This window comes from Haloarcula sp. CBA1127 (assembly GCF_001485575.1).
GTDB lineage: Archaea > Halobacteriota > Halobacteria > Halobacteriales > Haloarculaceae > Haloarcula.
Map to the genome: position 1 here is coordinate 104,206 of NZ_BCNB01000004.1, position 22,454 is coordinate 126,659.

The window sequence follows — 22,454 nt, forward strand, 5'->3', positions numbered from 1 at the left end:
GGCTCAATCCCGTGATTCTGAGAGCCGAGTGACAAGTGGGTTCTCGACGCTGATGTAGACCGACTCCTCTTCGAGCGGTGCCGCCAGTTCATCGCGGCCCTCGAACCGCGTGCGGAGGTTACCCTTGGCAGGAATATGTGACTCTTCGAGCAGTGCAGTGGCAAAGCTGGATGCAGCTGGTTCGTGTTCGGCTAGGTCGGCGATTGCGGATCGCAGAGATTTGAGGAGTGTTGTCTCGTCGACGAGCCCTGCGACTCCGAGGGCGTTGATGACGCCGAACGCGTTGTTGATGACCGTGTAGTAACGGATACATTCGTCGGCGATACTGTCGGGACAGACCGTGTCGACACGGTCGGTGATGCCTGGGAGCCAGCCTTCGATCTCCTCGCAGCGTGATTCGGGGAGGTAAAACCCCTCATTATCCCTATAAAACCCTTCGACCGGCCAGCCGTCAATATCGAGTCTGATGAGGGTGTTCTGCTGATGGGCCTCGAGACCGACACCGAGTTCGAGGTACATCCAGATCACTGGTTTGAGTAGAACGGCCAGATACTCCCGGAACCACTCTCTAGCGATACCGCTGGTGGACCGGCCCGTTCTGTCGGCAATATCGCTCACTAGACGAGCGAGCCGTGATGGGCCATTGATCCCGTCCTGGCAAAGTGCGACGACTGGCGAGACGTTTGCTGCGGCCTCATCGCGGAACGGGTTCTCTCGAAGCACTGTCTCGAAGCCGGACTCAGGACCGTCACCGACATCGAGTGTCAGCGCTGCGGGATCCCGCAGGATAGAAAACTGTGGGAAACGGTCGGTAATCCGGTCGCCGAACCCGGTATCCAGCAGCTCCGCCGCGGCTACCCCAAGCTTGAGTTCCGGAATCTTGCCCGTGCGCTCGGCATTCGTGATCTGGACCGCGAGCGAGGTTTTCACCATGAACGGAGCCTCGGGCGACCACAGCGTGCGAACCGAGGTGGTAGGATAAAACGTCGGCCCGAACGCACCGAGATCGGTGAGTCGTCCCTCATCGAGTACCCCCTCAACGTGTGGCTGTGAAATGAGGTAGGAGGCTTGCCACGGATGGGTGGGGATCAGGAGACGACCGTTGTCAACGGCGCGCTCAGCCCTGGCCGGAAGCTCCGTGGGGGCCTCGTCGAGTCCCAGCAGAAGCCAGTCGGTCGCGTGTCGCTCGTCGGTCGACCACTGGCTGACGAGATCCGGATCGGCGGCGAAATACCGGAGCTGGAACGATCCGTTGAGCTCCGGTGCGTAGGTGGGTGCCTCGTGATCGGCGATTCCCTCCCGACTCTTGGGTGTCGGATGAAGATGGTGGCCGTAGATCAGTGACTGTTCAGCCTCTTGGAACAGGATGGGCTCATCGGTCGCTCGGCAGGCATCGTCGCGCGCTGAGACGAAGCGCTCGATAGCCTGCCGTGAGGCGAACAGTCGACGGAGGAGGTCAGTACCCTCCGTCAGAGTGGTGGTGTCGGCCGATAGCGCGAGTTCCCGTCGACAGAGCGTAGCGACCGTTCCCGCATCAATCGGTTTCGGCTCGCCACCAGCGGCCCGGCCATAGGCGGGCAGCTCGAAGAGGTGTCGGCCGGTCGGTGACTCATAGCGGAGCGGGACGATCAGTTCGAACTGCTGTTGTGGCAGCAAAATACGGACCGCGTCGCCCTCGGAAGCTGCGTCCGAAAGTGCTTGCTTGGAGCCGACAATCTCACCGGCATCGGTTTCGCGGAGATAGCAGTTCAGAAACGCGTGCAGCGTTGCCGACTCGGCGCGGTCGGCTGCAGTCTCGCAGCCAGCGCTGACACCAGTCATTGTTCCACCTCCGATCCACAAACAGGTGAAACATCGAGTTCACCGTCCGATTGGTCCGGCTGGCTGGCGGTGACTTGGGCTTCGGCCTGGGCCGCATCCTCCTTCAGGGCGAGTAGCAGGTCATGTACATCGTCAGCCGTGGTACGTGGGTTCAGAAGGGTGAATTTCAGATGGACGCGGCCGTCGACCTCGGTTCGAGCAACGACGCCCTCCCCCGAGAGAAGTAGCTGATCTCGCGCCCATCGATTTACCTGATCGGCCCATTTGCCAGGTGGTTTCGTTGGGTGGTCATGGTCCGGTGTATACCGGAACGTCACGATGTTGATCTCCGGAGGGCAGGCGAGTTCAAATGCCGGGTCTGAGCGAACGATATCAGCGGCTTGGTCGGCAAGCTCGATGGTCCGGTCGATCAGTTTCCCCATCCCCTTGCGGCCGAGCGTCCGAAACGCGACGTACGGTTTCAGTGCGTCGAACCGTCGTGTCGTCTGCAGTGATTTTGAGACGAGGTTGGGAACCTGGTCGCCAGTTGGATTGAGGTAGGCAGCGTTTCGTCCCATGAGATCGAACCGACTCCCATCGGCCAGCAGGAAGGCCCCACAAGAAATCGGCTGATACAGCAGCTTGTGGAAGTCGACGGCCAATGAATCAGCGCGCTCAATACCGTCGAGGGCCTCAGCATGGCTGTCGCTCAGCGCGAGTGCCCCACCCACGGCCGCATCGACGTGAAACCAGAGCCCATGTTCGTTGGAGAGATCGGCAAGTGCCGGCAGCGGATCGATACTCCCGAAGTCGGTCGTCCCGGCCATCCCGACCAGCGCGAACGGTCTGCAGTCGGTCTGCTCCAGGCGGTCGAGTTCGTCGGCGAGTGCGGTAGGGTCCATCCGATGTCTGTCGTCGGTTGGGATCGCGATCACGGCATCTTCGCCGAGTCCAAGCTGGGCGGCCGCCTGCGCAACAGTGAAATGGGCATCGGCCGAGGTCAGGATCCGGAGCTCGCTGGCTGCTGGTGGCAGCCCCGCCGCCCGTACCGAGTGATCGAACGCGTCGGCGGCGTACCACTCACGTGCGAGGAGCAGGCTCTGGAAATTCGACTGTGTTGCACCTGATGTCATCACACCATCAGCACTCTCTCCAAGATCAAACAACGAGGCGAGGTCATCGATCAACCGTTCTTCAAGCACCGTCGCAGCTGGGGCCTGATCGAACGAGTCCAGCGACTGGTTGAGCGCCGACAGCATCACCTCGGCGGCCAACCCTGGTACCATCGGCGGACACTGGAGATGCGCGTTACAGGCCTTGTCAGTTGGGTATACAGATGCTTCGAGGAGATCGGTTGCGAGGTCGTCGATCACCTCCTTGAGTGGCTCGCCCGACTCGGGGATTGTCTCGTGGTCGAGTCGGTCCTGGTGTGCCGCATACGTCCCTCCGGAGTAGGGACCCTCGGTCTCACTGACCGCCGAGATCACCGCGTCCCGACAGTGATCTATCGCCGCCGCGTAGGCGTCGTTCCCCTCCGGTGTCCCAAGGAACAGCCGTTCGCCGAGCGTGCGCCCATCGAGTTGCTCCCTTCCAATCGCATCCGGATCGTGGGATCTCACACTGCCCCCCCATAGCTGTCGTCGACAACCGCCTCGACTGCCTCACTGAACCGACTAGCGATTTCGTCGACCTGACTGTGGGAGAGTGTCAGCGGTGGCAGGAACCGCGCAACCGCTGAGTCACGGCCACCGGTCTCGATCACCAACCCCCGGTCGAAACACGCCGTTTGGACTGCCGATGCAAGCTCACCGTCAGGTGGTGGGAGTTCGCTGCTGGCCTCCGGGTCAATGAACTCGACGCCCAACATCAGCCCACGACCCCTCACGTCACCAACAACCTCAAAGTTCGCAGCCATCTCGGTCAGCTGATCCTTTAGACGTTCGCCAACTACCGCAGCGTGTTCATCGAGATCATTTTCCATGATGTAATCAATCGTTGCCCGACCCGCCGCCATCGCGAGCTGGTGGCCACGGAAGGTGCCAGCATGAGCACCTGGCTCCCACTCGTCCAGAGACTCGTCATACATGACGACTGCTAGCGGAAGCCCACCGCCGATTGCTTTCGAACATGTGATTACATCCGGCACGATGTCGGCGTGTTCGAACGCCCACGTCTCGCCCGTCCGGCCCATCCCAGTCTGGATCTCGTCAACGATCATCGGAACACCGTGTTCCGCAGTGATCTGTCGAATCTCCTGTATCCACTCTATCGGGGCCGGGTTGACACCGCCCTCACCCTGCACCAGTTCAAGAATCAGTCCGGCAGGGTCGGTGACACCACTCTCGGGGTCGGCAAGCACACGTTCGGCAAACCGGCTCACTGGTTCGTGATCAGCCGGGTCCAAACCGAACGGATGTCGGTATGGATCGGGATACGGGAGGTGGTGGACGTTCGACATCAGCCCTGGTACTGACTCCTTGGCCGCCGTATCTCCCATCAGACTGAGTGCTCCGTTGGTCATTCCGTGATAACCGCCCTGAAAACCGAGCACGCTCCGGTTTCCCGTCGCGGTTTTGACGAGCTTGAGGGCTGCTTCGACCGCATCAGTGCCTGCTGGAGAGCAGAACTGGACCCTAGCGGTGTCGGTGAACTCGTCAGGTAAGCTCTCGAACAGCGTGTCCACGAACGCTTCCTTTTCGGGTGTCGTCACGTCGAGCGTGTGAAGCGGGCGGTCTTCAGCTAACAGCCGCTCGACTTCCCGCGTCACGGCTGGATGGTTATGTCCGAGTACGAGCGTGCCAGCTCCGGCAAGGCAGTCGATGTACGTCTCGCCGTCGGCATCGACGATTTCAGCACCCTGTGCCCGCTCGACGGCAAACGGTAACGACCGTGGATAGGTCCGAGCATTAGACTCACGTGCCTTCTGACTCCGCTGCAACTGTTCGTTCGATTGGTTGTATCTCGGTGGAGAGTCGGCCGACGATGGTTGGCCATCTGATTTGTCTGTTTGCATGATGTGTTTTTAGGTCAGCCTAAAAATTCATAAAAGCTTTGATACTGGTAACATATCAGAGAATTTTGAACTCGTACCACCAGTTCCACCGACAACACGACCGCCGGCGAGAATCAGTAGACGCTCCGGAGCCGATCTCGTTGCCAAGAGTTGGCGCTTCGAGTAAAGGCCTCCCAGTGACTGCGTTTGACGCCGAGATACGTTTCGAAGAGGTCGGGACCGAGCGCGCGCTGTAGCGTCGTGTCGGCTTCGAGCGCGTCGAGTGCCTCACCAAGCGTCTGAGGGAGCCGGTCGATACCGCGGTCGGCCCGTTGGCCTTCTGAGAGGGATCCAGGGTCGACAGCAACCGGTTCCGGCGGTTCGAGGTCACGTTCGATCCCGTCACGTCCGGCTGCCAGCAGACCGAGCAGCCCGAGATAGGGATTGGCAGTGTTGTCGGCCGCCCGGAACTCGATTCGTGTCGAGCCCGCTGGGTTCTGTGGGTCTGGGGCCGGAATCCGAACGAGTGCCTCGCGGTTGCCTCGTCCCCAGCAGGCGAAGGCGGCCGCACCGTATTGCGGACGCAATCGTGCATACGAGTTGGCCGTCGGGGCAGCAAGTCCACAGAGTCCGGGCGCGTGTTCGAGCACGCCGGCGACGAACTGCCGACCGGTTCGGCTGAGCCCCTGTTGATCGGCGTCATACATCACGTTGTCGTCGTCCCACAGAGAGAGGTGAATGTGACAGCCAGCGGTCGCGTTATCGAACGGTTTTGGAACAAACGTCGACTGGTAACCCTGCTTGCGCGCAACGCTGTCGACTGTCTCCCGGAGCAGCACGTAGTCGTCGGCCGCCCGGAGTCCCGACCGGTGGCCGGTGACGATTTCGTGTTTCCCGGCAGCGTACTCCGGATAATACTTTTCGACCGAGATCTCTTGTGTCTTGAGCGCGTCAGTGATCGCTAGGATCGTCTCGTGAGTCTCTCGTGTGCTTGCCGTCGAGTAGGCACCCCGATGGCCGACACGCTGGCTCTCTCCATCTTGCTGTTCGAACAGGTGGAACTCGCTTTCGAACGCAACAGACGGAGCCAGCCCGGCGTCGGCGAACTCCGTTTGGAGTGCTCGCAATGAGGACCGTGCGTCGACGGCCCATGGCTCACCATCGAGTGTCTTGATATCGCATAGCATTGCCCCAGCCCGATCGGCGTACGGGAGCCGCCGAAACGTCTCTGGGTCGGGTTGAAGTATCACCTCACCCGCCGCGTCGAACCGTCCGTCCTTGTCGCGTCGACCGAACGCGTTGTACGTCTGGACCAGCTCGGAGATTGTGACACCGGTTTCGACCGCCGAGTCGACTTTCTCAACATCGACTGCATGAGCCCTGACCGCCCCGCTTTGGGTAACAAATAACAGGCGAATGAGATCGATCCCCTCGTTGGCACATATCTCGCTTACTCTGTTTGTAGACGTCATGTACACCTGCATCGACATTTATTTAGGCCAACCTAAAAATTTTCCTGTAGACCCAACCAGTCAGAATACAGTACCAATTGGCCAAAGAGGTCAAAAAGTTTTTATATTTTTAGGTAGGCCTAAAAGTATGACACCTCTAACAGTAGGAACCGATTGCGCTGGATCACACCGGTCCGTCGAACCGACCATGGAGGAACAGTAATGCAGAACCTCTCGCAACTTGAGTCGGCACTTACCGACGAGATTTGGACAGCAGTCAACCAAGATCTGTTTCGGAAGGTCCTCGCGGAGTTCATGTATGAGGATATTGTACTACCAGTACCGATAAACACGGTTCCGGCCGACAAGAACGAGCCCGGAGACTCCTGGACTCAGTACCACCTCGGGCTAACCGACGGCGTCGAATACCGGTTCTCGGCCCAGCAGCGACCCCTCGACAGCTATCGTATCCGTGAGGGGACGATTCGTCGACGAAACGGCAGCGGAGAGTGGCGTTCGGCGACCGACCCTATCCAGTTTTTACTCGACTCCCGAGAGTACATCGGTGTTGAACCAACGACTGCTGCCCACCTCGTCAGAGAGTATAACAACACGCTCATCGCCGACGCCCACATTCGGGCCCGGAAAAGCCAACACGACGCGGAGTCGATACTCGACCTTCCCTCTGCAGCGGTCGAAGGGGAGATGGAGGGCCACCCATGGTACACTTACAACAAGGGTCGGATCGGCTTCGGTTACGATGACTACCGTCAGTACGCTCCTGAGTCGAAACAGCGTCAGCACCTCTCGTGGATCGCGGTGAGCCGTGACCGGGGGATGTTTCAGGCCGTCGAGGGGCTTGAACACACTGAGCTGCTCAGCGACGAACTGGGCGATTCCTATGACCAGTTCTACGAACAGTTGGTCGACCGTGGACTCGATCCAGCCGACTACTTCTTGATGCCGGTCCACGACTGGCAGTGGAACGACAGCATCGTCCAGCTGTTCGCCGAGGATATCGCCACCGATAACATCGTCCCACTGGGTGAGGGGCCCGATGAATACCTCCCCCAGCAGTCAATCCGGACGTTCTCGAACGTCACCGATCCTAAAAAGCGCCACGTGAAACTCCCTATTCGCGTACTCAACACTAACGTCTATCGGGGAATTTTGGGCGAGCAGGCCGAAGCCGCCCCGGCAATAACTGAGTTCATCAAGTCGACTCGGGACAACGACGCCTTCCTCCGGGACGACTGCGAACTACTACTTCCGGGAGAGATCGCCAGCGTCAACTACGAACACCCGACGTTTTCACAGTTCGACGAGGCTCCCTACCAGTACCACGAACTGCTTGGCTGTGTCTGGCGGGAGAGCGTGGTATCGCTCATTGATGCCGACGAGCGCCCTCTTACGCTGGCTGCGCTCATCCACGAAGATCTCGATGGTACGCCGGTCGTCTCGCAGCTGGCAGATCAAGCTGGCCTCGACCTCGGAGCCTGGCTTGATGAGTTCCTTGGCACACTCCTCGACCCCTTGCTCCACTACCTCTACAAGTACGGCCTAGTGTTCATGCCCCATGGGACGAACGTTATCCTCATCCATGACGATGGATATCCGACACGGATTGCTGTCAAAGATTTCGTCGACGAGGTGGCCATCAGTGACCACGATTTCCCGGAGCTGACCGCTATGCTTCCGAACGACCTTCGAGACGACGACCGATACAAACACCATATTCTTCATCAGGCACGGCCGGAGTCACTCTGTCACCGAATCGTCGGTACGCTGTTTGTCGGTGTATTTCGGTATATGGCCGACCTGCTGGCTCGCCACCACAACTACTCCGAACAACGGTTCTGGCAGCAGATCCGAGCGGCTATCGACGATTATCAGGCCCGGTTCCCCGAACTCAAAGCACGGTTCGAACTGTTCGATCTCTACCGACCTCGGTTCAAAAAGTACTGCCTCAACCGCAACCGCATGGTGAGACACGGCTATGAGGACAGTTCCACGCGTCCGGACGTAGCAACTCATGGAACGCTTTCCAACCCACTCTCAGAAGTCGACCGACAGTAACCCATCAAGTGGCAGTCCCAGTTTTTCACTGGGATTCAACCGAGCCGACAGACGGCGTCTGCTGAGGAGCTCGTCGCTCGATCCGGTGGGAATCTCCGGCAGTCGGCCCGACTCTCAGTAGGTCTGGACAATTCTGATAAACAGAAACGACAAGGATTAAGTGTTTTTAGGTTAGCCTAAAAATATGGGATATAACAACCGATCAACACGCCGCCAGCTACTCGCGGGGACGGGCCTCGCGTTCGGTTCGGCACTGGCCGGCTGTGCGTCGATATCTGGATCAGACGACACGGATGACTCCAATGAGTCGACTACGACAGAACAGGCAGACAGCTACGAGGCCTGTATCGAGCCAGTAGGCTGTCAGACTTTCGAGTCGGTACCTGAGACCTACATCGTCAACAACGGCGAGTGGGCCGATATGGCCTTTGCACTGGGTAAACGCGATGGGTTCCTGACGTCGACTAACATGATACCCGGATTCCTCTTCGAGCCGTTCGGGCTGGACGTACCGCCGCGCTCGGAGACAGAGTCGATGTCAGCGGTTAGCTGGGACAAGGAGATCTTCTACGAGCGCGAGCCCGATGTGATCTTGATGGACCCCAACTACATGCATGGCACCGGCTGGGACGACTCATGGGACGAGGCAGACACCCAGGAAATCAGCGAGAACGTTGCTCCCTTCTTCGGGAACAACATCCTGCGTCGACGAGATTTCCACGACTACAAACTCTACTCGCTGTACGAGGCCTTCGAGCGGCTTGCTGAGCTGTTCCAAGAACGCGAGCGCTACGAGGCAATGGTGTCTGTTCACGACGACCTTCAGAAGGAGATCCAATCGCGGCTCCCGTCGGATGGCGGCCAGCCGACGATTGGTCTTGTCAACAGTGCCACTAATCCGAGCGAAGGGACGTTTTATCCGATGAATACGGACGCGGACGGTATCGAAATGAAACCGTACCAGGATCTCGGCATCGAAAGCTCATTCACCCCTGAGCTGGTCGAGAGTGGAACCATTGACTACGAACAGCTGCTTGACGTCGATCCCGAGATCATCGTCGTCCACTGGGGAATCAAAACCACCGGCGACACTGATAGCTTCTCGTCGTCGGCGTTCCACAAGCAGTTCGTTGAGCCAATGGAGACCGATCCGGTCGGCAGCCAGCTGAAAGCGGTCGAGGAGGGCAACATCTATCCCGGTGCGTTCGGCTCGCAAGGCCCACTGGTGAACCTGCTCCAGACCGAGATGGTCGCCCAGCAGCTCTATCCCGAGGAGTTCGGCGAGTTCGAGCCCGAACGGTTCCCCGAGGTAGCCGACGACAAACAGCTGTTCGACCGCCAGCGGGTGAAAGACATCGTTCAGGGACGCTTCTAACTGACGAATGCAGTCAACACGCCACGTAATTGGAAATAACGGCCCCAAACGACCGATCACTCTGCCAGTCTCTATAAATAACCGCTGTCTAAAACGTGGTTGGTTACAGCTGTGAGTTCAGATGAATTTGATTCCGGTACAGGTGAACTCGGAACACGCCAACAGGAGGTGACAAGCCCTCTTCTCCGGCTGTTTTTGAACTACGGCCGTCCAGAAGCCAGTTGGCTTGGGGTGGGGTTGGTGGCCAGTCTCGGTGCCCACACCGCGACGCTGGTGACGCCGCTTATCCTCGGGACGACTATCGACGCTGTCTTCACCGGAGAAAGTCCTTACCGACTCCCGCTGGTCCCAGCAGCGTGGCTACCTGTCGAACCGACCGCGCAGTTTTGGTTGTCGGTGGCGCTCATCGGCGCCTCACTCGGTGTCACGACCTCGCTGACCTGGGTCCGTGGTGTAGCAATGAACGTGTTCGCATACAAAGTGTTACACGAGATCCGGATTGATGCTTACGAACGGCTCCAGCGTTTGGATATGTCGTTTTTTGACGACACACAGACCGGCGAGGTAATGTCAGTCCTCAATAACGACACCTCGAATCTTGAACGGTTCCTCGACAACGCCCTGAGCCAGAGTGTCCGTATTCTCGCCATTGTTGTGGGAATCTCGGTCGTCTTGTTCCACACGAATGCACAACTCGCCGTTGTCACGTTAGTTGTCGTTCCATTCCTCGTCGGTTTTACGTGGTGGTTCATGCGCGTTGTCGAACCACGGTATGCAACCCTACGCTCGAAGATCGGGAAGCTGAACACGCAAATCGAAAACGGAATCAGTGGGATCGAACTCGTCAAAACAGCGAACACGGCTGCACGTGAAAACAGGCGGATGCAGGGTGTTTCACATGGATTGTTTGAGGCGAGAGTCGACGTCTCAAAGTTGGCGTTCCTCTACCGACCGGGGATGAAGCTGCTGACGGGGACCGCCCTGCTCGCAACGTTCATTATCGGCGGTATCTGGGTCTTCTCAGGTCCACCCCCGGGATTCTCCGGCGAACTTAGCGTTGGCGAGTTTGTCGTGTTCATTCTGTTGGTCCAACAGCTCACCGCGCCGCTCGCACAGTTGTCGAACATCGTCGACTGGTACGAAAACGCTCGCGCCTCAGGCAAGCGAATCTGTGGTCTGTTCGATGTCCCGGTCCGCATCCACGAGTCAACCGACCCTGTTTCGCTCAATACCGTCGATGGCCATGTCGAATACGATGACGTCAGCTTCGCATACGAAGCCGACGAGCAGATTCTCGACAGTATTAGTTTCACTGCTGAGCCGGGCGAGACGATAGCGCTGGTCGGTCCAACGGGAGCCGGTAAATCGACAGTCGCCAAGCTCCTGTTACGACTGTACGATGCTGACGAGGGAACTGTCCGAATCGACGGCCACGATGTACAGAACGTCCGTCTTGGTGATCTCCGTGAGTCAGTCGGCTACGTAAGTCAGGGAACAGTGCTGTTCGATGGGACTGTGGCCGAAAATATCCGGTACGGACAGTTTGATGCGAGCGATGAGGCGGTCAGGGAAGCCGCCCGGGCTGCCGAGGCCCACACATTTATCCAGGCGCTTTCGTCCGGATACGACACCCGCGTCGGTGAGCAGGGCGTCAAACTCTCCGGAGGACAGCGTCAGCGGATTGCGCTGGCACGAGTTATCCTCCAGGACGCCGATATCATCCTGCTCGATGAGGCGACAGCCAGCGTCGATACCAAAACCGAGGCGCTGATACAGCGGTCACTTGATCGCGTCACTACCGATCGGACCACTGTTGTTATCGCCCATCGACTGTCAACAATCAAGGATGCTGACACAATCCTCACACTCGATAACGGACGGATCGTCGAGTGTGGAAGCCACGAAGAACTGCTGGCCGAGGACGGTCTCTATGCAAACCTCTGGGGTGTCCAGGCGGGCGAAACCGACTCGCTTCCCGATGCGTTCCTCAAACGGACGTCAAAACCATCTGTAAACAACAATTAACGATCAGCAACACTAGACCGAACCCCAAAGACTGGATGCAAAAATGATTTTAGGCCAGCCTAAAATAAAGCCGTATGACACGACGGCTGTTATCCGATACAAACGGTGAGGATGATCTGCTCGACCACGCAGCACTGACAGAACACGAACGAAGTGGACTGCCTGCAGCCTACTATTATGCCGACCAACACGACTTTGCAAGTCCCGCTGACAAAGGCTACCGCCGCCAACTGGTCAACGCTAGACGATCGATCCTCGAACGGTTGCTCGGTGGATTGGCTCGGGATGCTCCAGCAGGAATTCCAGAGCCAGTGGTTGTCAGCATCGACGGGGCCACGAAAGCGGCGGTAGACACGGTTCCAGGGGCGGACGATGTAGCGACACTCGTAGAGCGCGTTCCCGATTCAGGAGAGGCCGAGCAATTGCTCGTGATCCGGTTTCCAGCTGTGACGGCTTCTGTCGTTGCCCCTGTTGTAACAAGTGGGCCGTACGGTCGTTTTCGGTTTGGTAAGTGGGCTGTGATCTGTCGTCCCGACGAAGTCAATCCAGTTGGGAGTCCAGAAGCAGTCGTGAGACTTCTCGAACGGGAAGAAGCGTTTCCAACGGCCGACGACGCCGACCGCTTCCGCTTGGAGGTGGGCAAGAGCGTTGCAAACCTCGCGTTGGCGCGTCTCGGTCAGCACACTCTCTGGAGCCATCTCGACCAAACGCCAGTACCGACAGCCGACCGACCACGTCCAGCCGCCGACACTGGTGCCTTTTTTGATCGGCTCGTGACCGGTGGTCACCCGATCCATCCGGGTGCAAAGCTGCGGCGGAATATGTCGCCGACAGAGCTGTTGTCGTTCACGCCGGAGTTCACCGATTCAATCTCCCTCCGATTTGTTGCGGTCCACAGGACGCGCACGCTGTCGGTGTCGGCCGACGAGAGAGCGATCTCCGAGTGGCTCTATGACCTGTTTCCCGGGTTAGCATCGGCGGTTGAACAGTCACTCCCAGCCGGTCGTGACCGGAGTAACTACATCGTTCTCCCTGTTCACCCGTGGCAATTCAGACATGTGGTGCCGGCGCGCTATGCCCAGGCGTGTCGAAAAGGTCACGTTGTCCCCATTGTAGACTATTCGCGGTCGGCAACACCATTGTTATCACTCCGGACAGTCGTTCCTGATGCCGACGAAACGTCACGCACCACGCCGCCACACCTCAAACTCGCCATCGGCGTCCAGACGACCAACGCCGTCCGCACGCTGTCGCCAAGCGTCGTTGCCAACGGGCCACCGCTCGGAGAATTCATCAGACAGCGGTGTGAAATCGAATCCTTCGACCGCTTCGGGGTTTGTACCGAACCAGTTGCCGCCTGTTATCACCCACCTGATGGCCCCCATTTTGACGGAGAGGGCTACGACGATGCCCGTCATCTTGGGGCACTTATTCGACGCCACCCTGCAACCCACTCAATCGTTGCTGACTGCGAACAGGCAGTAACGGCTGCAAGTATCCTTTCGTGTCCTCCACCGGACGACCAGTCGGTTCTTGCTGCACTCCTCGATACCACTGCCACCAATATGATCACGGCGGATCGGTCTGAGACAGTAAAGACGTTCCTTGAGGCGTATCTCGACGCTGTTATTCCCGGGCCACTCACGCTTCTCGTCAAACAGGGTATTGCGCTAGAAGCCCACCTCCAGAATACGGCCATCGTATTCAACGACGGCCGACCCACAGGCGCACTGTGTAGTGATTTCGGTGACATCAGTCTCTGCACACCACGAGTCGGTGATATCGACTTTGACCTCTATCCCGAGTCGGAGATTTGTACAGCCGATCCACAACCAGCCCGTGAGAAGCTGTGGTACTCCCTCTTCCAGAACCATTTAGGTGAGTTGATCGGCCGACTTGTCGCGACAGAACCGGTCGAGGCAGACGACTGCTGGTCGCTGGTGAGAGAGCGCTGTGAGCAGGTGTTCGACCGCTTAGCTGCTGAACGATCGGTTCCAGATGCTCGCGTCTCGGCCGACCGCGAGTCGCTGTTTGCACCACGACTGGTGCATAAACCACTGACTGCCATGCGAATGGCTGGATCCAATGGCGGACAACCGCACACGACAGTCCCCAACCCACTGTCAGAGATGACACCCAAACAGACAACATTTCAGTAACAACGTCTTTCGACTCTGAGACGGCTGATGTCGTCGTTTATTAAGGATCTCATCTTCAGTGGGAACGACACTTACCTTGTCCGATCGAAAAAGGCCGGAATCACACCCCTTACGCTGTTTCCCGGTACCAACGTGCCAGCGACAAGCGGCGACGGGACGACGGTGTTCGCGACGAATCTCAGAGTCGGGCCAGATGAGGCCGAGGCGTTCTGTCGGCGCTACAGCCGCCGCTGGCAGATCGAAAACGAGTACAAGTCCATCAAGGGTGATTTCCTTGCGAAGACGTCCTCAAAGGACTACCGCGTGCGGTTGTTCTCCTTCGTGCGGTACTCTTGTACAATATCTGGCAACTCACGGACTTCTTGTTGAAAGCGGATGTCGACGGCGAAATGGACTACGCGCCGGTCCTGACAGCGGGTGAATGTGTGGAATTGATCGCGTCAGTGTTGATTCCGCCTGACTGAGGGCCTTCAATCTCGCCGGTTGCGCAAAAGTGGCGACGCTCTTCGAAATCACCAGGTTCCTACACAATTTTGCAAAAGTAGCAGATTCTGTAGACGGTCGGTGCTGGAACTGACCCAATCACCGCAACAGTCACGGAAGACAAGCCAAAATCTGGGAAGGAAATACCCCATCCTCCGAAACTGTGAACTTCCAGATACGGCCACTAGTTGAGACTGGAGCTCTCAATGCATACGGCTATGCTTCCCGCAGTTTCATTCAGAGGGCCGTGGTGAATCGCTAGATTTCGCGTGATTTCACTGTTTTACCACCCGTTGGTGTTATGAACTGCACACATCAAGACCTGTTACAGAAGTTTACCATACAAAGTTCGCGTACCCGAAACGGAGTATGAACAAGAACTAGAGCGAACTTGCAAGCTCCGAGCGTGTGTGGGTTACCATAACAGCGTTTTGAGGGCTGAAATCTGCCTTGATCGGGTCGAAGATTGCACTTTCTGGAGAACGGATTAGCTGTGGTATCATACCATTGTACTGATTCACGTTAGCGATCCCCGAAGCCACGGCCTGAACCGAAACCCACTACACACGACGATTGGTACACCCTAATCTATGCTGGCATTGCCAGCCTTGAGTATGATATCCGCAGTTCTCGTACAGTTGAGTGAGATTAGCATCACAAATGGCTACGGCCTGGTAGTGTTTTTCTTGATTGGTCTCTTCGGGGGTGCACACTGTCTTGGAATGTGTGGCCCGCTCGTTGCAACCTATGCCGAGCGTATGGAAACTCAGGACCGGTGGTCGAGCGCACTCACTCTGTATGAAGTGCGTCAGCACACGCTGTTCAACATTGGCCGGACGATGAGCTATGCTACCATCGGATGCGTCTTCGGGGCTGCCGGCGCGTTACTGTACGGAACCATCGGGCTCGCCGGATTTCTCCGGCCAGCTCAGGGTGTCGTCGGTATCTGTATCGGCGTAGCAATTATCATTATGGGACTCACCCGGTTAGCTGGCTACAAACAAGGAGCCGTTGAAGGAGTTGTTGCCGGTACTGGTATCGGCTCACTATTCGCGCGAACCTACGCAGTCATTTCAACACGGGTCGACCGCTGGGTCAACGGTATCGGCATTATCGGCCTCGGTGCGCTTCATGGATTGTTGCCGTGTATGCTTCTTTATCCGGCATTCCTGTACGCGTTTGCTCAGGGCTCACCTGTATATGGCCTCCTCTCGCTCGGTGCGCTCGGGGCAGGGACGGTCCCCAGTGTGTTTCTCTACGGAACAGTTATCCAATCAGTGAGCACGCGCCAGCGACAGGTAGTCCATTACGGACTCGGTGTGTTGTTTGTTGGGCTTGGATACATACTGGTAGCAATGGGACTCATGCGGTTTGGCGTCATGCTCCCATTACCAGATATCCCGTACTATCAGCCGATCTCCGAATCGGGGGCGGTTGCGTAACATGTCCACCTGTACACTCTGTGACCTCCCTATCGAAGATCCGATTACCGACGATGACATTGACGGTGAGTTCTGCTGTCGGGGCTGTCTAGAGGTCGCACACTTGGTTGACAACGGCGAGGATGTCGACCTTTCGGTTGCGGCCGTCCGTGACCGCGTTGAGGCCGAGAATTCCAGGCCAGATGTCCCCGAGGGCGCCGAAACGGCCTACCTCTCGATAGACGGAATGCACTGTCAGACCTGTGAAGGATTCATTGAACTCCTTGCCGAAGAAGAGGACGGGGTTCACGAGGCACGCGCGAGTTACGCGACTGAAATGGCGCAGGTGGTGTACGACCCTGACTGTATCAATCGCAACGCGATCGCTGCGGCACTAAGTCGACTGGGCTACCGAGCCCACGGTCCCGACGAAGAAAACGACTCACTGCGTTCACGCGTCGAGTTCGGCAAATACCGTTCGGCGCTCGCGGCGGTTCTGATGATGCCTGTGCTGATTCTCTACGTTCTGTTCATATACCCGGTATATCTCGGCATCTATCCCGAGAATTTTCTCTATGGGAGTACTGTTGAGGCGATGGTGTTCTGGCCACTAATCGTCTGGAGCACACTCATACTCATCGGACTTGGATACCCGGTCTTCCGTGGAGCCTACGTGAGCTTGAAAGTCGGTCGCCCAAACATGGACGTGTTGATAGCTATCGCAGTACTCGCAGCGTATCTCTATTCGCTGGTGGCCTACTTCACAGGCGGGCGTGACCCGTACTTCGACGTCGCAGTGATGGTGCTCGCAATCGTCACCATCGGAAACCACCTTGAGTCACGGGTCAAACACGCTGCGCTCGGAAATCGCGCCGACCTCACGGATTCACGCGTGGATAAGGCCCGCCGGCTCGATGACGACAGTGAGGCCACTGAAACCATCGAGATTGCAAAGTGTGAGCCTGGCGACCGGCTGTTAGTCAAACCTGGTGAACGGGTCCCGGTTGACGGCCATATCGTCGACGGGACTGCCGCAATCGACGAGGCACTCATCACGGGTGAATCCCTCCCACAACGAAAATCTGAAGGAGACAGTGTACTCGGCGGGTCGATCCTTACAGACAATGCGATCGTCGTTGAAGTTGGTCCAGAAAAAACCAGTACGATGGATCGCCTCGTCGAACTCCTTTGGAACGTCAAGAGTTCTGCCACAGGCGTTCAGCATATTGTCAACCGCTTTGCGGTACTGTTCGTTCCGTTCGTACTTGGACTTGCCGCGTTGACTGCCACTGGCTGGTTCGTCCTTGGCAACGATCCAAACACAGCTATAATGGCCGGTGTCTCCGTGCTAGTGGTCTCGTGTCCGTGCTCGCTCGGTATCGCTACCCCACTTGCTCTTGCGGCGGCTACCCGCGATGCCACGGACAATCGCACGCTTATTCTCAATGAGACAGTACTTGAGCGGATCGACGACTCCTCGGTCGTTGTGTTCGACAAGACTGGGACGCTCACTACTGGAGAGATGGAACTCGTGGATGTCGTTGGCGACGATCCTGACGAAGTACTTGCGATGGCGGCTGCCGTCGAACGTCGGTCAAGCCATCCCATCGCCGCTGCGATCGACGATGCCGCCCCACCGACCACGCGCTCGGTGTCAAGCTTCAAAAGCGCCGACCGTACCGTGTCCGCACTCGTCGAGGATACGCGTGTAGTTATCGGCCATCCAGACTCCTTCGATGCTGACGCGTGGACGATTTCCACGGAGATCGAGGCAGCCGTCACACACGCCTACGAGTCGGGCACTCATCCCACGGCTGTTGCTTGGGAGGGCGCCGTCCGAGGAATCGTTACAGTCCGAGATACGCCGCGTGAGAACTGGGACCGCGTCGTTTCAGATATCACAGACGCGAACCGGGATATCGTCGTACTGACTGGCGACGACGAGCGGATGACCGAGACGTTTGCGAACCACCCCGCAGTTGATCACGTATTCGCAGGCGTGCGCCCCGAGTCCAAGGAAGTGATCGTCCAAGGACTCCGCGAGCGCGGTACGACGACAATGGTCGGCGACGGAACGAACGATGCTCCCGCACTCGCAAGTGCCGACCTCGGGATCGCGGTGTCAAGCGGCACCGATCTGGCGATTGAGGCCGCCGATGCAGTAGTGCTTGATGACCGTCTCGATGCCGTTCCCGAAGTCTTCGAGTTGGCAAGTGTAACTCGAAGCCGGATCAAGCAGAATCTCATTTGGGCGGCTGGCTACAATGCCATAGTACTTCCATTGGCAGTGTTCGGCGTCATCACGCCGTTGATTGCCGCCGCTATGATGGCTATCAGTAGTCTCATTGTCGTCTTTAATTCGAAACGCCGACTCCTCGCAACGGATGGAGACCGCTCGGCTGAGCCCGACTCTGGTGAGGGCACCGAACGACTCGGACCACCAGAAAAATCACCTGATTCACGAGGGGGTTCCTGACGGCCAGCGGCAGCGCTGGCCCGTCGTCTCAATGCATATGGAACTACTTTCTTTCGGTAGCCCCAGTTGGGTGTTTGTTCGACAACCTGCGACACAATGTGGTCCTCGGCAGCCGAAACCGATACTGGACCGCCGGACGCGGTTCGTCGAGTATTGACGCAAACCAGAGACGGAGACTTCCTAGGGCCGCTCGTAGTAGCCGTGATTGACTGCCGCTTTCAGCCCCTGTCAGTGTTCCGATGGGAAATCCGTGGCGATCCGCTCGATCACGTTCCAGTTGCCGGCACAAGTGATGTATAACACCGAGAACGATACTCAATCGCCAAGATGCGATTCCATCGTATCGTATACATCGCCGATCGGAGAGTCACCAGCACTGAGCAGAGAACGGAACGGCGAGAGGTCAGTAGGGTTACCCCCCGTAGCCCTCACCCTCGATTGGGCCGCGAAACACGCCGTAGAGAAACTTGAAGTACCACAGCACCAGCAGCAGCACCGGGAATCCAAGAACGGTCACGAGGTTCAGCGCTAGCGGCGACACGACCGCTTCCCTAACCAGTAGCCCGGTCGGCGGATAGATCGTCGGGTACAGCAGAATTGCGACCAAGATCGTCAACAGTGTGGGAAGCGCCAGTGCGCTCGCCAGCCAGGCCCGGTACTGGCCGCGTCTGGCCAGCACGCTCCCGATCAGCCCCACGGCGACCGAGAGGGTGACGACTGCAGCCACGGGAAGCGAGAGCACTGTGTCGGCAGCGCCACCCGCGTCGGTCAGGACAACAGTTCCCAGCAGTACGATAACCCCACCAAGGTATGCCAGTGTTGCACCGATGCCGTACGTACGTAGTTCTGACGCTAGGCCGGGCTCGGTTTTAGCCGCGAGGAACGCCGCACCTGTGACGACCGAGACGGCGACCAAGCCGACACCAGTCAACGCCACTGGTAGCGTCGCCCCGCCGAACAGCCAGCGACCCGCGAGCATCCCCAACAGGAGCGGCGCAAACACGCTCCCGCCGATGAACGCGTAGTCGGTGTAGCGCTTCCAGCGCTCGTCGTCGCGCTGCTCGCGGAGTTCCGGACCGAGGCCGCGGAACACTAACGCGACGACGAACCCGAGCGCGAGCAGATAGTTGTCCGCCAGCAGGCGCGAGTACACGCGCGGGAACGCCGCTAGCAGCATCGTCCCGAAGGCGACGACCCATACCTCGTTCGCGTCCCAGACCGGTCCGAACGCCGCCAGGAACGTCTCCCGCTCGTGTTCGTCCGTCCGGGTCGCGTAAAGCATCCCGATACCGAAGTCGAACCCGTCGAGGACGACGTACATTCCCAACGCGAACAGCACGGCGCCGAACCAGATCTCCGGCAGGGACTCAACGAGGTACGCGTCGACGGGCAACAGCGCGTCAGTCATCGCTACTCACCCACGGAATCGGGCCGTGCCAGCGGCCGCCACTCGACTCCCGGACGCCGAGTGACTGGAGTTCCTCTCGGACCAGCCACTTCAGGATGTACAGCGCAGTCAGCAGCAGCCCGACGTAGAGCACGACAAACGCAACCAGGGTCAGTGTCGCCTCGGCCCCGGTCAGCGTCGATGACACCGCCTCGCTCGTCTTGAGCTCGCCCTGGATGACCCACGGCTGCCGGCCGATCTCGGTGACGTACCAGCCGGTGAGCAACGCAGCGTAGCCGAACGGCGATGCAGCGATCATCGCCTTCAGGTAGCGTGTGCTGTCGGAGAGTCGCCCGCGGTACATGAGGTACCCGCCCCACAGTGCCAACCCGATGAACAGGAACCCGAGCCCGACCATGAAACGGAACGACCAGAACACGAGTGCTACGGGGGGGTTCTCCTCGTACTCGTTCAGTCCGATGACCTCGGCGTCGAAGTCCCCGCCACTGGCGAGGAACGACCCGACTGCGGGAAGGCTCACGGTAACGAGGTTCTCGGCCCGCGGGTCGGTGAGTGCCTCAGGTGACTTCGGAAACGCGAGCAGGTGTAGGTCGGCCTGCCCCGTCTCGTAGTGAGCCTCCATCGCGGCAAATTTCTGTGGCTGGGTGTCCTCAACGTGGCGGCCGTAGGCATCGCCGTGGACCGCTTGGAACGGTGCGGAGATGATCAGGAGTACGACAGCCAGCTTGAGTGCGGTGTTCCAGGCTTCAGTGTCGGGCTTTTTCCAGACGATGTACGCCGAGACACCCGCGACCAGCAGTGCGACCGAAATAACCGACGCGTTCATCATATGGACGTACATCCAGGGCATTCGCGGGGTGAGGAACGCGGCGAGCGGGTCGGTTAGTTTGGCGACTTCCATCCCGTTGCGGGTGACCATCTCGTAGCCCCGTGGGGTCTGCATCCAAGCGTTAACGATCAGGATCCAGAACCCCGATAGCCAGGCGCCGAAGCCGACGAGTACCGACGAGATGACGTATGTTCGGTCCTCAACGCGGTCGCGGCCGTACAGCAACACGCCAAGGAAGACGGCCTCTAAGAAGAACGCCATCTTCGCTTCGAAGGCCAGTGGGCCGCCGATCAGTTCACCGGCCACCTCGGCGAACTGTGGGAAGTTTGTGCCGAACTGGAAGCTCATCGGAATCCCGGTAACTGTACCCATCACGAAGCCGGCGGCGAAAACCTTCACCCAGAACGAGCGCAATCGTGCATACCGCTGCTCGCTCGTCCGTACGTCTTTCCAAGTGAAATAGATAACAAACGGGGCGAGCCCGATCGAAAGGGACGCGAAGATGATGTGAACGGAGATTGTCCATCCGAACTGCATGCGACTCGCGAGTTCCGGAGAGAGGGACGCCGTCCATACTGAGCTGACGGCGTTCAGTGGTATGATTGGACCCATTCACCTCACGCTACAGCACAATAGCTTATGAATAGGCCCTCGGTTTCCACTTTGAAGAATTCACCACAAAGTATTCGATTATTAGAACCGTACTCCTTGGACACCTCAATTGCCGGAAGAGTATACGAAAGCTGATAGATAGAGTTGACTGGTGAGTACGAATACTCACCGATGGTGACGGCAGATAACACGCTGACGCTATTGAAGAAAGAAACCGGAATCGGATAGTGAGGGTCTCCACCCGTAATAGCGCAGTGTCTGAGTGGCAACGCTGTCGGAAGTCACCGAAATTCGTGTATGTAGTTGGGATTTAAACAGGAAATGGCCGTTTGGAGAGCAATCTGAGCCAGTTCCCGATCACTGAACCAGCCGAAACAACGCATCATAGCACCGCTAAACCCGCTGTAGTCTCAGCTCAGCATTTCCATGGAAGTTGAGACCGGTGCGATCAATGCATATGGTTCGATTTCTGCCTACATACTGTAGAGAGTCTGCATTCGGTCACGCTACTGGTCAAAATATATACTTCTCAAGTATTTCAACAGAATCAACTTTCTTGAAACCATATATCCCGGACGTATACTTTGAGATTACACGTATGCTGGTGGTCACGAAACCGGACGGTCAAATTGATTTCTTTCGGGACGGTGTCTCGAAGTGTGCTGAATTCAATATTGGGTTCTGACAAGATATTCCCTTCTCCGTCAAAATAGGCCTCTCGTTGAGCTTCCAGTCTTTTTTCATCGGGACTATTCGGCATCGCAACAGCTACGCTCACATTTGATGGATCATCTAAGTTTTTGTCAATTATTTCGTTAACCGTTTTTGCTGCGGTCTGTGGGCACTCCTTTGTAAGCCATTGCTCTACTGACAATGAGCCGACCCCGTCAATCTGTACCTCGTCATTTTGTGAATCGTAGCCTACATCTTCACCAATTCCTTTTTCAATTGTAAGCGGGTCACCACTCGCTTGTACTGGTTCGTCGTGCCAATCACCAGGGAGTGATTCTTCTGGAGAAGATTCAGATCCACTCAGGCAGCCTGAGAATATGGCAATACAGCCCGTTATACCTATTATACATGTCCGCCTAGTTTGCATGGATCTCCCTTGAGCCGACACGTGGGCCGATACCGTGGAGTCGCCCAAGTGCTTGTGTCGCCTCGGCCAGCGGTGTAATGAGCTGTTCAGTGTCGGTTGAAGGGGGAAGCGGATCAGGTCGGAAGGCCGAATATGTCCCCTTTGGTGTCGTCGTGGGAATGATTTCACCAGGGGCCGTCTCGTCGAAATCATCTCGCTCCATCAGTGGTATCTCTACAAATATGCTGACCACTATTGGTATTTGCGTC

Annotated in this window: 14 protein-coding genes and 1 pseudogene; 7 read left to right on the top strand and 8 right to left on the bottom strand. The window is 57.7% G+C overall.

Annotated elements, in window-relative coordinates; genetic code table 11:
• Positions 1-3: 3 nt before the first annotated feature.
• From AV059_RS03800 to glnA2, 4 genes are all read right to left on the bottom strand, one after another.
• Complete coding sequence (locus AV059_RS03800) at positions 4-1,821, bottom strand: IucA/IucC family siderophore biosynthesis protein (RefSeq protein WP_058992463.1); 1,818 nt, start codon at positions 1,819-1,821, stop codon at positions 4-6.
• Positions 1,818-3,419, bottom strand: a complete 1,602-nt coding sequence (locus AV059_RS03805) for an aspartate aminotransferase family protein (protein WP_058992465.1) — start codon at positions 3,417-3,419, stop codon at positions 1,818-1,820. The genes AV059_RS03800 and AV059_RS03805 overlap by 4 nt, the downstream gene beginning before the upstream one ends.
• Entirely contained in the window at positions 3,416-4,813 is a 1,398-nt protein-coding gene (locus AV059_RS03810) for a diaminobutyrate--2-oxoglutarate transaminase (RefSeq protein WP_079990717.1), read from the bottom strand. Before AV059_RS03810 ends, AV059_RS03805 begins: the two co-directional genes overlap by 4 nt.
• Positions 4,814-4,926: 113 nt before the next feature.
• Complete coding sequence (glnA2, locus tag AV059_RS03815) at positions 4,927-6,264, bottom strand: gamma-glutamylputrescine synthetase (RefSeq protein WP_058992544.1); 1,338 nt, start codon at positions 6,262-6,264, stop codon at positions 4,927-4,929.
• Positions 6,265-6,465: 201 nt separating this feature from the next.
• Between glnA2 and AV059_RS03820 the strand changes: the two genes are divergently transcribed.
• The 7 genes and pseudogenes from AV059_RS03820 (at position 6,466) to AV059_RS03850 (ending at position 18,258) form a co-directional block, all read left to right on the top strand.
• Complete coding sequence (locus AV059_RS03820) at positions 6,466-8,319, top strand: IucA/IucC family siderophore biosynthesis protein (RefSeq protein ID WP_058992467.1); 1,854 nt, start codon at positions 6,466-6,468, stop codon at positions 8,317-8,319.
• A 184-nt stretch (positions 8,320-8,503) separates the two neighbouring features.
• Entirely contained in the window at positions 8,504-9,694 is a 1,191-nt protein-coding gene (locus AV059_RS03825) for an ABC transporter substrate-binding protein (RefSeq protein ID WP_058992469.1), read from the top strand.
• 111 nt (positions 9,695-9,805) lie between these two features.
• Positions 9,806-11,719, top strand: coding sequence for an ABC transporter ATP-binding protein (locus tag AV059_RS03830; protein WP_058992471.1), 1,914 nt, complete (start codon positions 9,806-9,808; stop codon positions 11,717-11,719).
• A 74-nt stretch (positions 11,720-11,793) separates the two neighbouring features.
• On the top strand, positions 11,794-13,878 hold the full coding sequence (locus tag AV059_RS03835) for an IucA/IucC family siderophore biosynthesis protein (protein WP_058992473.1): 2,085 nt from the start codon (positions 11,794-11,796) through the stop codon (positions 13,876-13,878).
• A gap of 132 nt (positions 13,879-14,010) precedes the next feature.
• Positions 14,011-14,342: pseudogene (locus tag AV059_RS03840) on the top strand (transposase); the annotation flags it as partial.
• A gap of 633 nt (positions 14,343-14,975) precedes the next feature.
• On the top strand, positions 14,976-15,803 hold the full coding sequence (locus AV059_RS03845; RefSeq protein ID WP_369815287.1) for a sulfite exporter TauE/SafE family protein: 828 nt from the start codon (positions 14,976-14,978) through the stop codon (positions 15,801-15,803).
• Position 15,804: 1 nt separating this feature from the next.
• Positions 15,805-18,258 carry a heavy metal translocating P-type ATPase gene (locus AV059_RS03850; protein ID WP_058992477.1) on the top strand — a complete coding sequence of 818 codons (2,454 nt, stop codon included), beginning with the start codon at positions 15,805-15,807 and terminating at the stop codon, positions 18,256-18,258.
• Between the two features lie 412 nt (positions 18,259-18,670).
• Here the strand turns inward: AV059_RS03850 and AV059_RS03855 are convergent, their stop codons facing one another.
• The 4 genes from AV059_RS03855 to AV059_RS03865 all read right to left on the bottom strand — a co-directional run bounded on the left by AV059_RS03855 (position 18,671) and on the right by AV059_RS03865 (position 22,408).
• Positions 18,671-19,666 carry a cytochrome d ubiquinol oxidase subunit II gene (locus AV059_RS03855; RefSeq protein WP_058992479.1) on the bottom strand — a complete coding sequence of 332 codons (996 nt, stop codon included), beginning with the start codon at positions 19,664-19,666 and terminating at the stop codon, positions 18,671-18,673.
• Positions 19,659-21,107: a cytochrome ubiquinol oxidase subunit I gene (locus tag AV059_RS03860; protein WP_058992481.1), complete on the bottom strand. Its 1,449-nt coding sequence runs from the start codon at positions 21,105-21,107 to the stop codon at positions 19,659-19,661. The genes AV059_RS03855 and AV059_RS03860 overlap by 8 nt, the downstream gene beginning before the upstream one ends.
• 547 nt (positions 21,108-21,654) lie before the next feature.
• Positions 21,655-22,206, bottom strand: a complete 552-nt coding sequence (locus AV059_RS21880; protein ID WP_154020995.1) for a hypothetical protein — start codon at positions 22,204-22,206, stop codon at positions 21,655-21,657.
• Entirely contained in the window at positions 22,196-22,408 is a 213-nt protein-coding gene (locus tag AV059_RS03865; RefSeq protein WP_058992482.1) for a hypothetical protein, read from the bottom strand. Before AV059_RS03865 ends, AV059_RS21880 begins: the two co-directional genes overlap by 11 nt.
• Positions 22,409-22,454: the final 46 nt, after the last annotated feature.

Coding starts and splice junctions, on each gene's coding strand:
- AV059_RS21880 (WP_154020995.1), bottom strand. CDS start 22,206: ATGCAAACTAGGCGGACATGTATAATAGGTATAACGGGCTGTATTGCC.
- AV059_RS03855 (WP_058992479.1), bottom strand. CDS start 19,666: ATGACTGACGCGCTGTTGCCCGTCGACGCGTACCTCGTTGAGTCCCTG.
- AV059_RS03850 (WP_058992477.1), top strand. CDS start 15,805: ATGTCCACCTGTACACTCTGTGACCTCCCTATCGAAGATCCGATTACC.
- glnA2 (WP_058992544.1), bottom strand. CDS start 6,264: ATGACGTCTACAAACAGAGTAAGCGAGATATGTGCCAACGAGGGGATC.
- AV059_RS03825 (WP_058992469.1), top strand. CDS start 8,504: ATGGGATATAACAACCGATCAACACGCCGCCAGCTACTCGCGGGGACG.
- AV059_RS03845 (WP_369815287.1), top strand. CDS start 14,976: ATGATATCCGCAGTTCTCGTACAGTTGAGTGAGATTAGCATCACAAAT.
- AV059_RS03820 (WP_058992467.1), top strand. CDS start 6,466: ATGCAGAACCTCTCGCAACTTGAGTCGGCACTTACCGACGAGATTTGG.
- AV059_RS03800 (WP_058992463.1), bottom strand. CDS start 1,821: ATGACTGGTGTCAGCGCTGGCTGCGAGACTGCAGCCGACCGCGCCGAG.
- AV059_RS03835 (WP_058992473.1), top strand. CDS start 11,794: ATGACACGACGGCTGTTATCCGATACAAACGGTGAGGATGATCTGCTC.
- AV059_RS03865 (WP_058992482.1), bottom strand. CDS start 22,408: ATGGAGCGAGATGATTTCGACGAGACGGCCCCTGGTGAAATCATTCCC.
- AV059_RS03810 (WP_079990717.1), bottom strand. CDS start 4,813: ATGCAAACAGACAAATCAGATGGCCAACCATCGTCGGCCGACTCTCCA.
- AV059_RS03860 (WP_058992481.1), bottom strand. CDS start 21,107: ATGGGTCCAATCATACCACTGAACGCCGTCAGCTCAGTATGGACGGCG.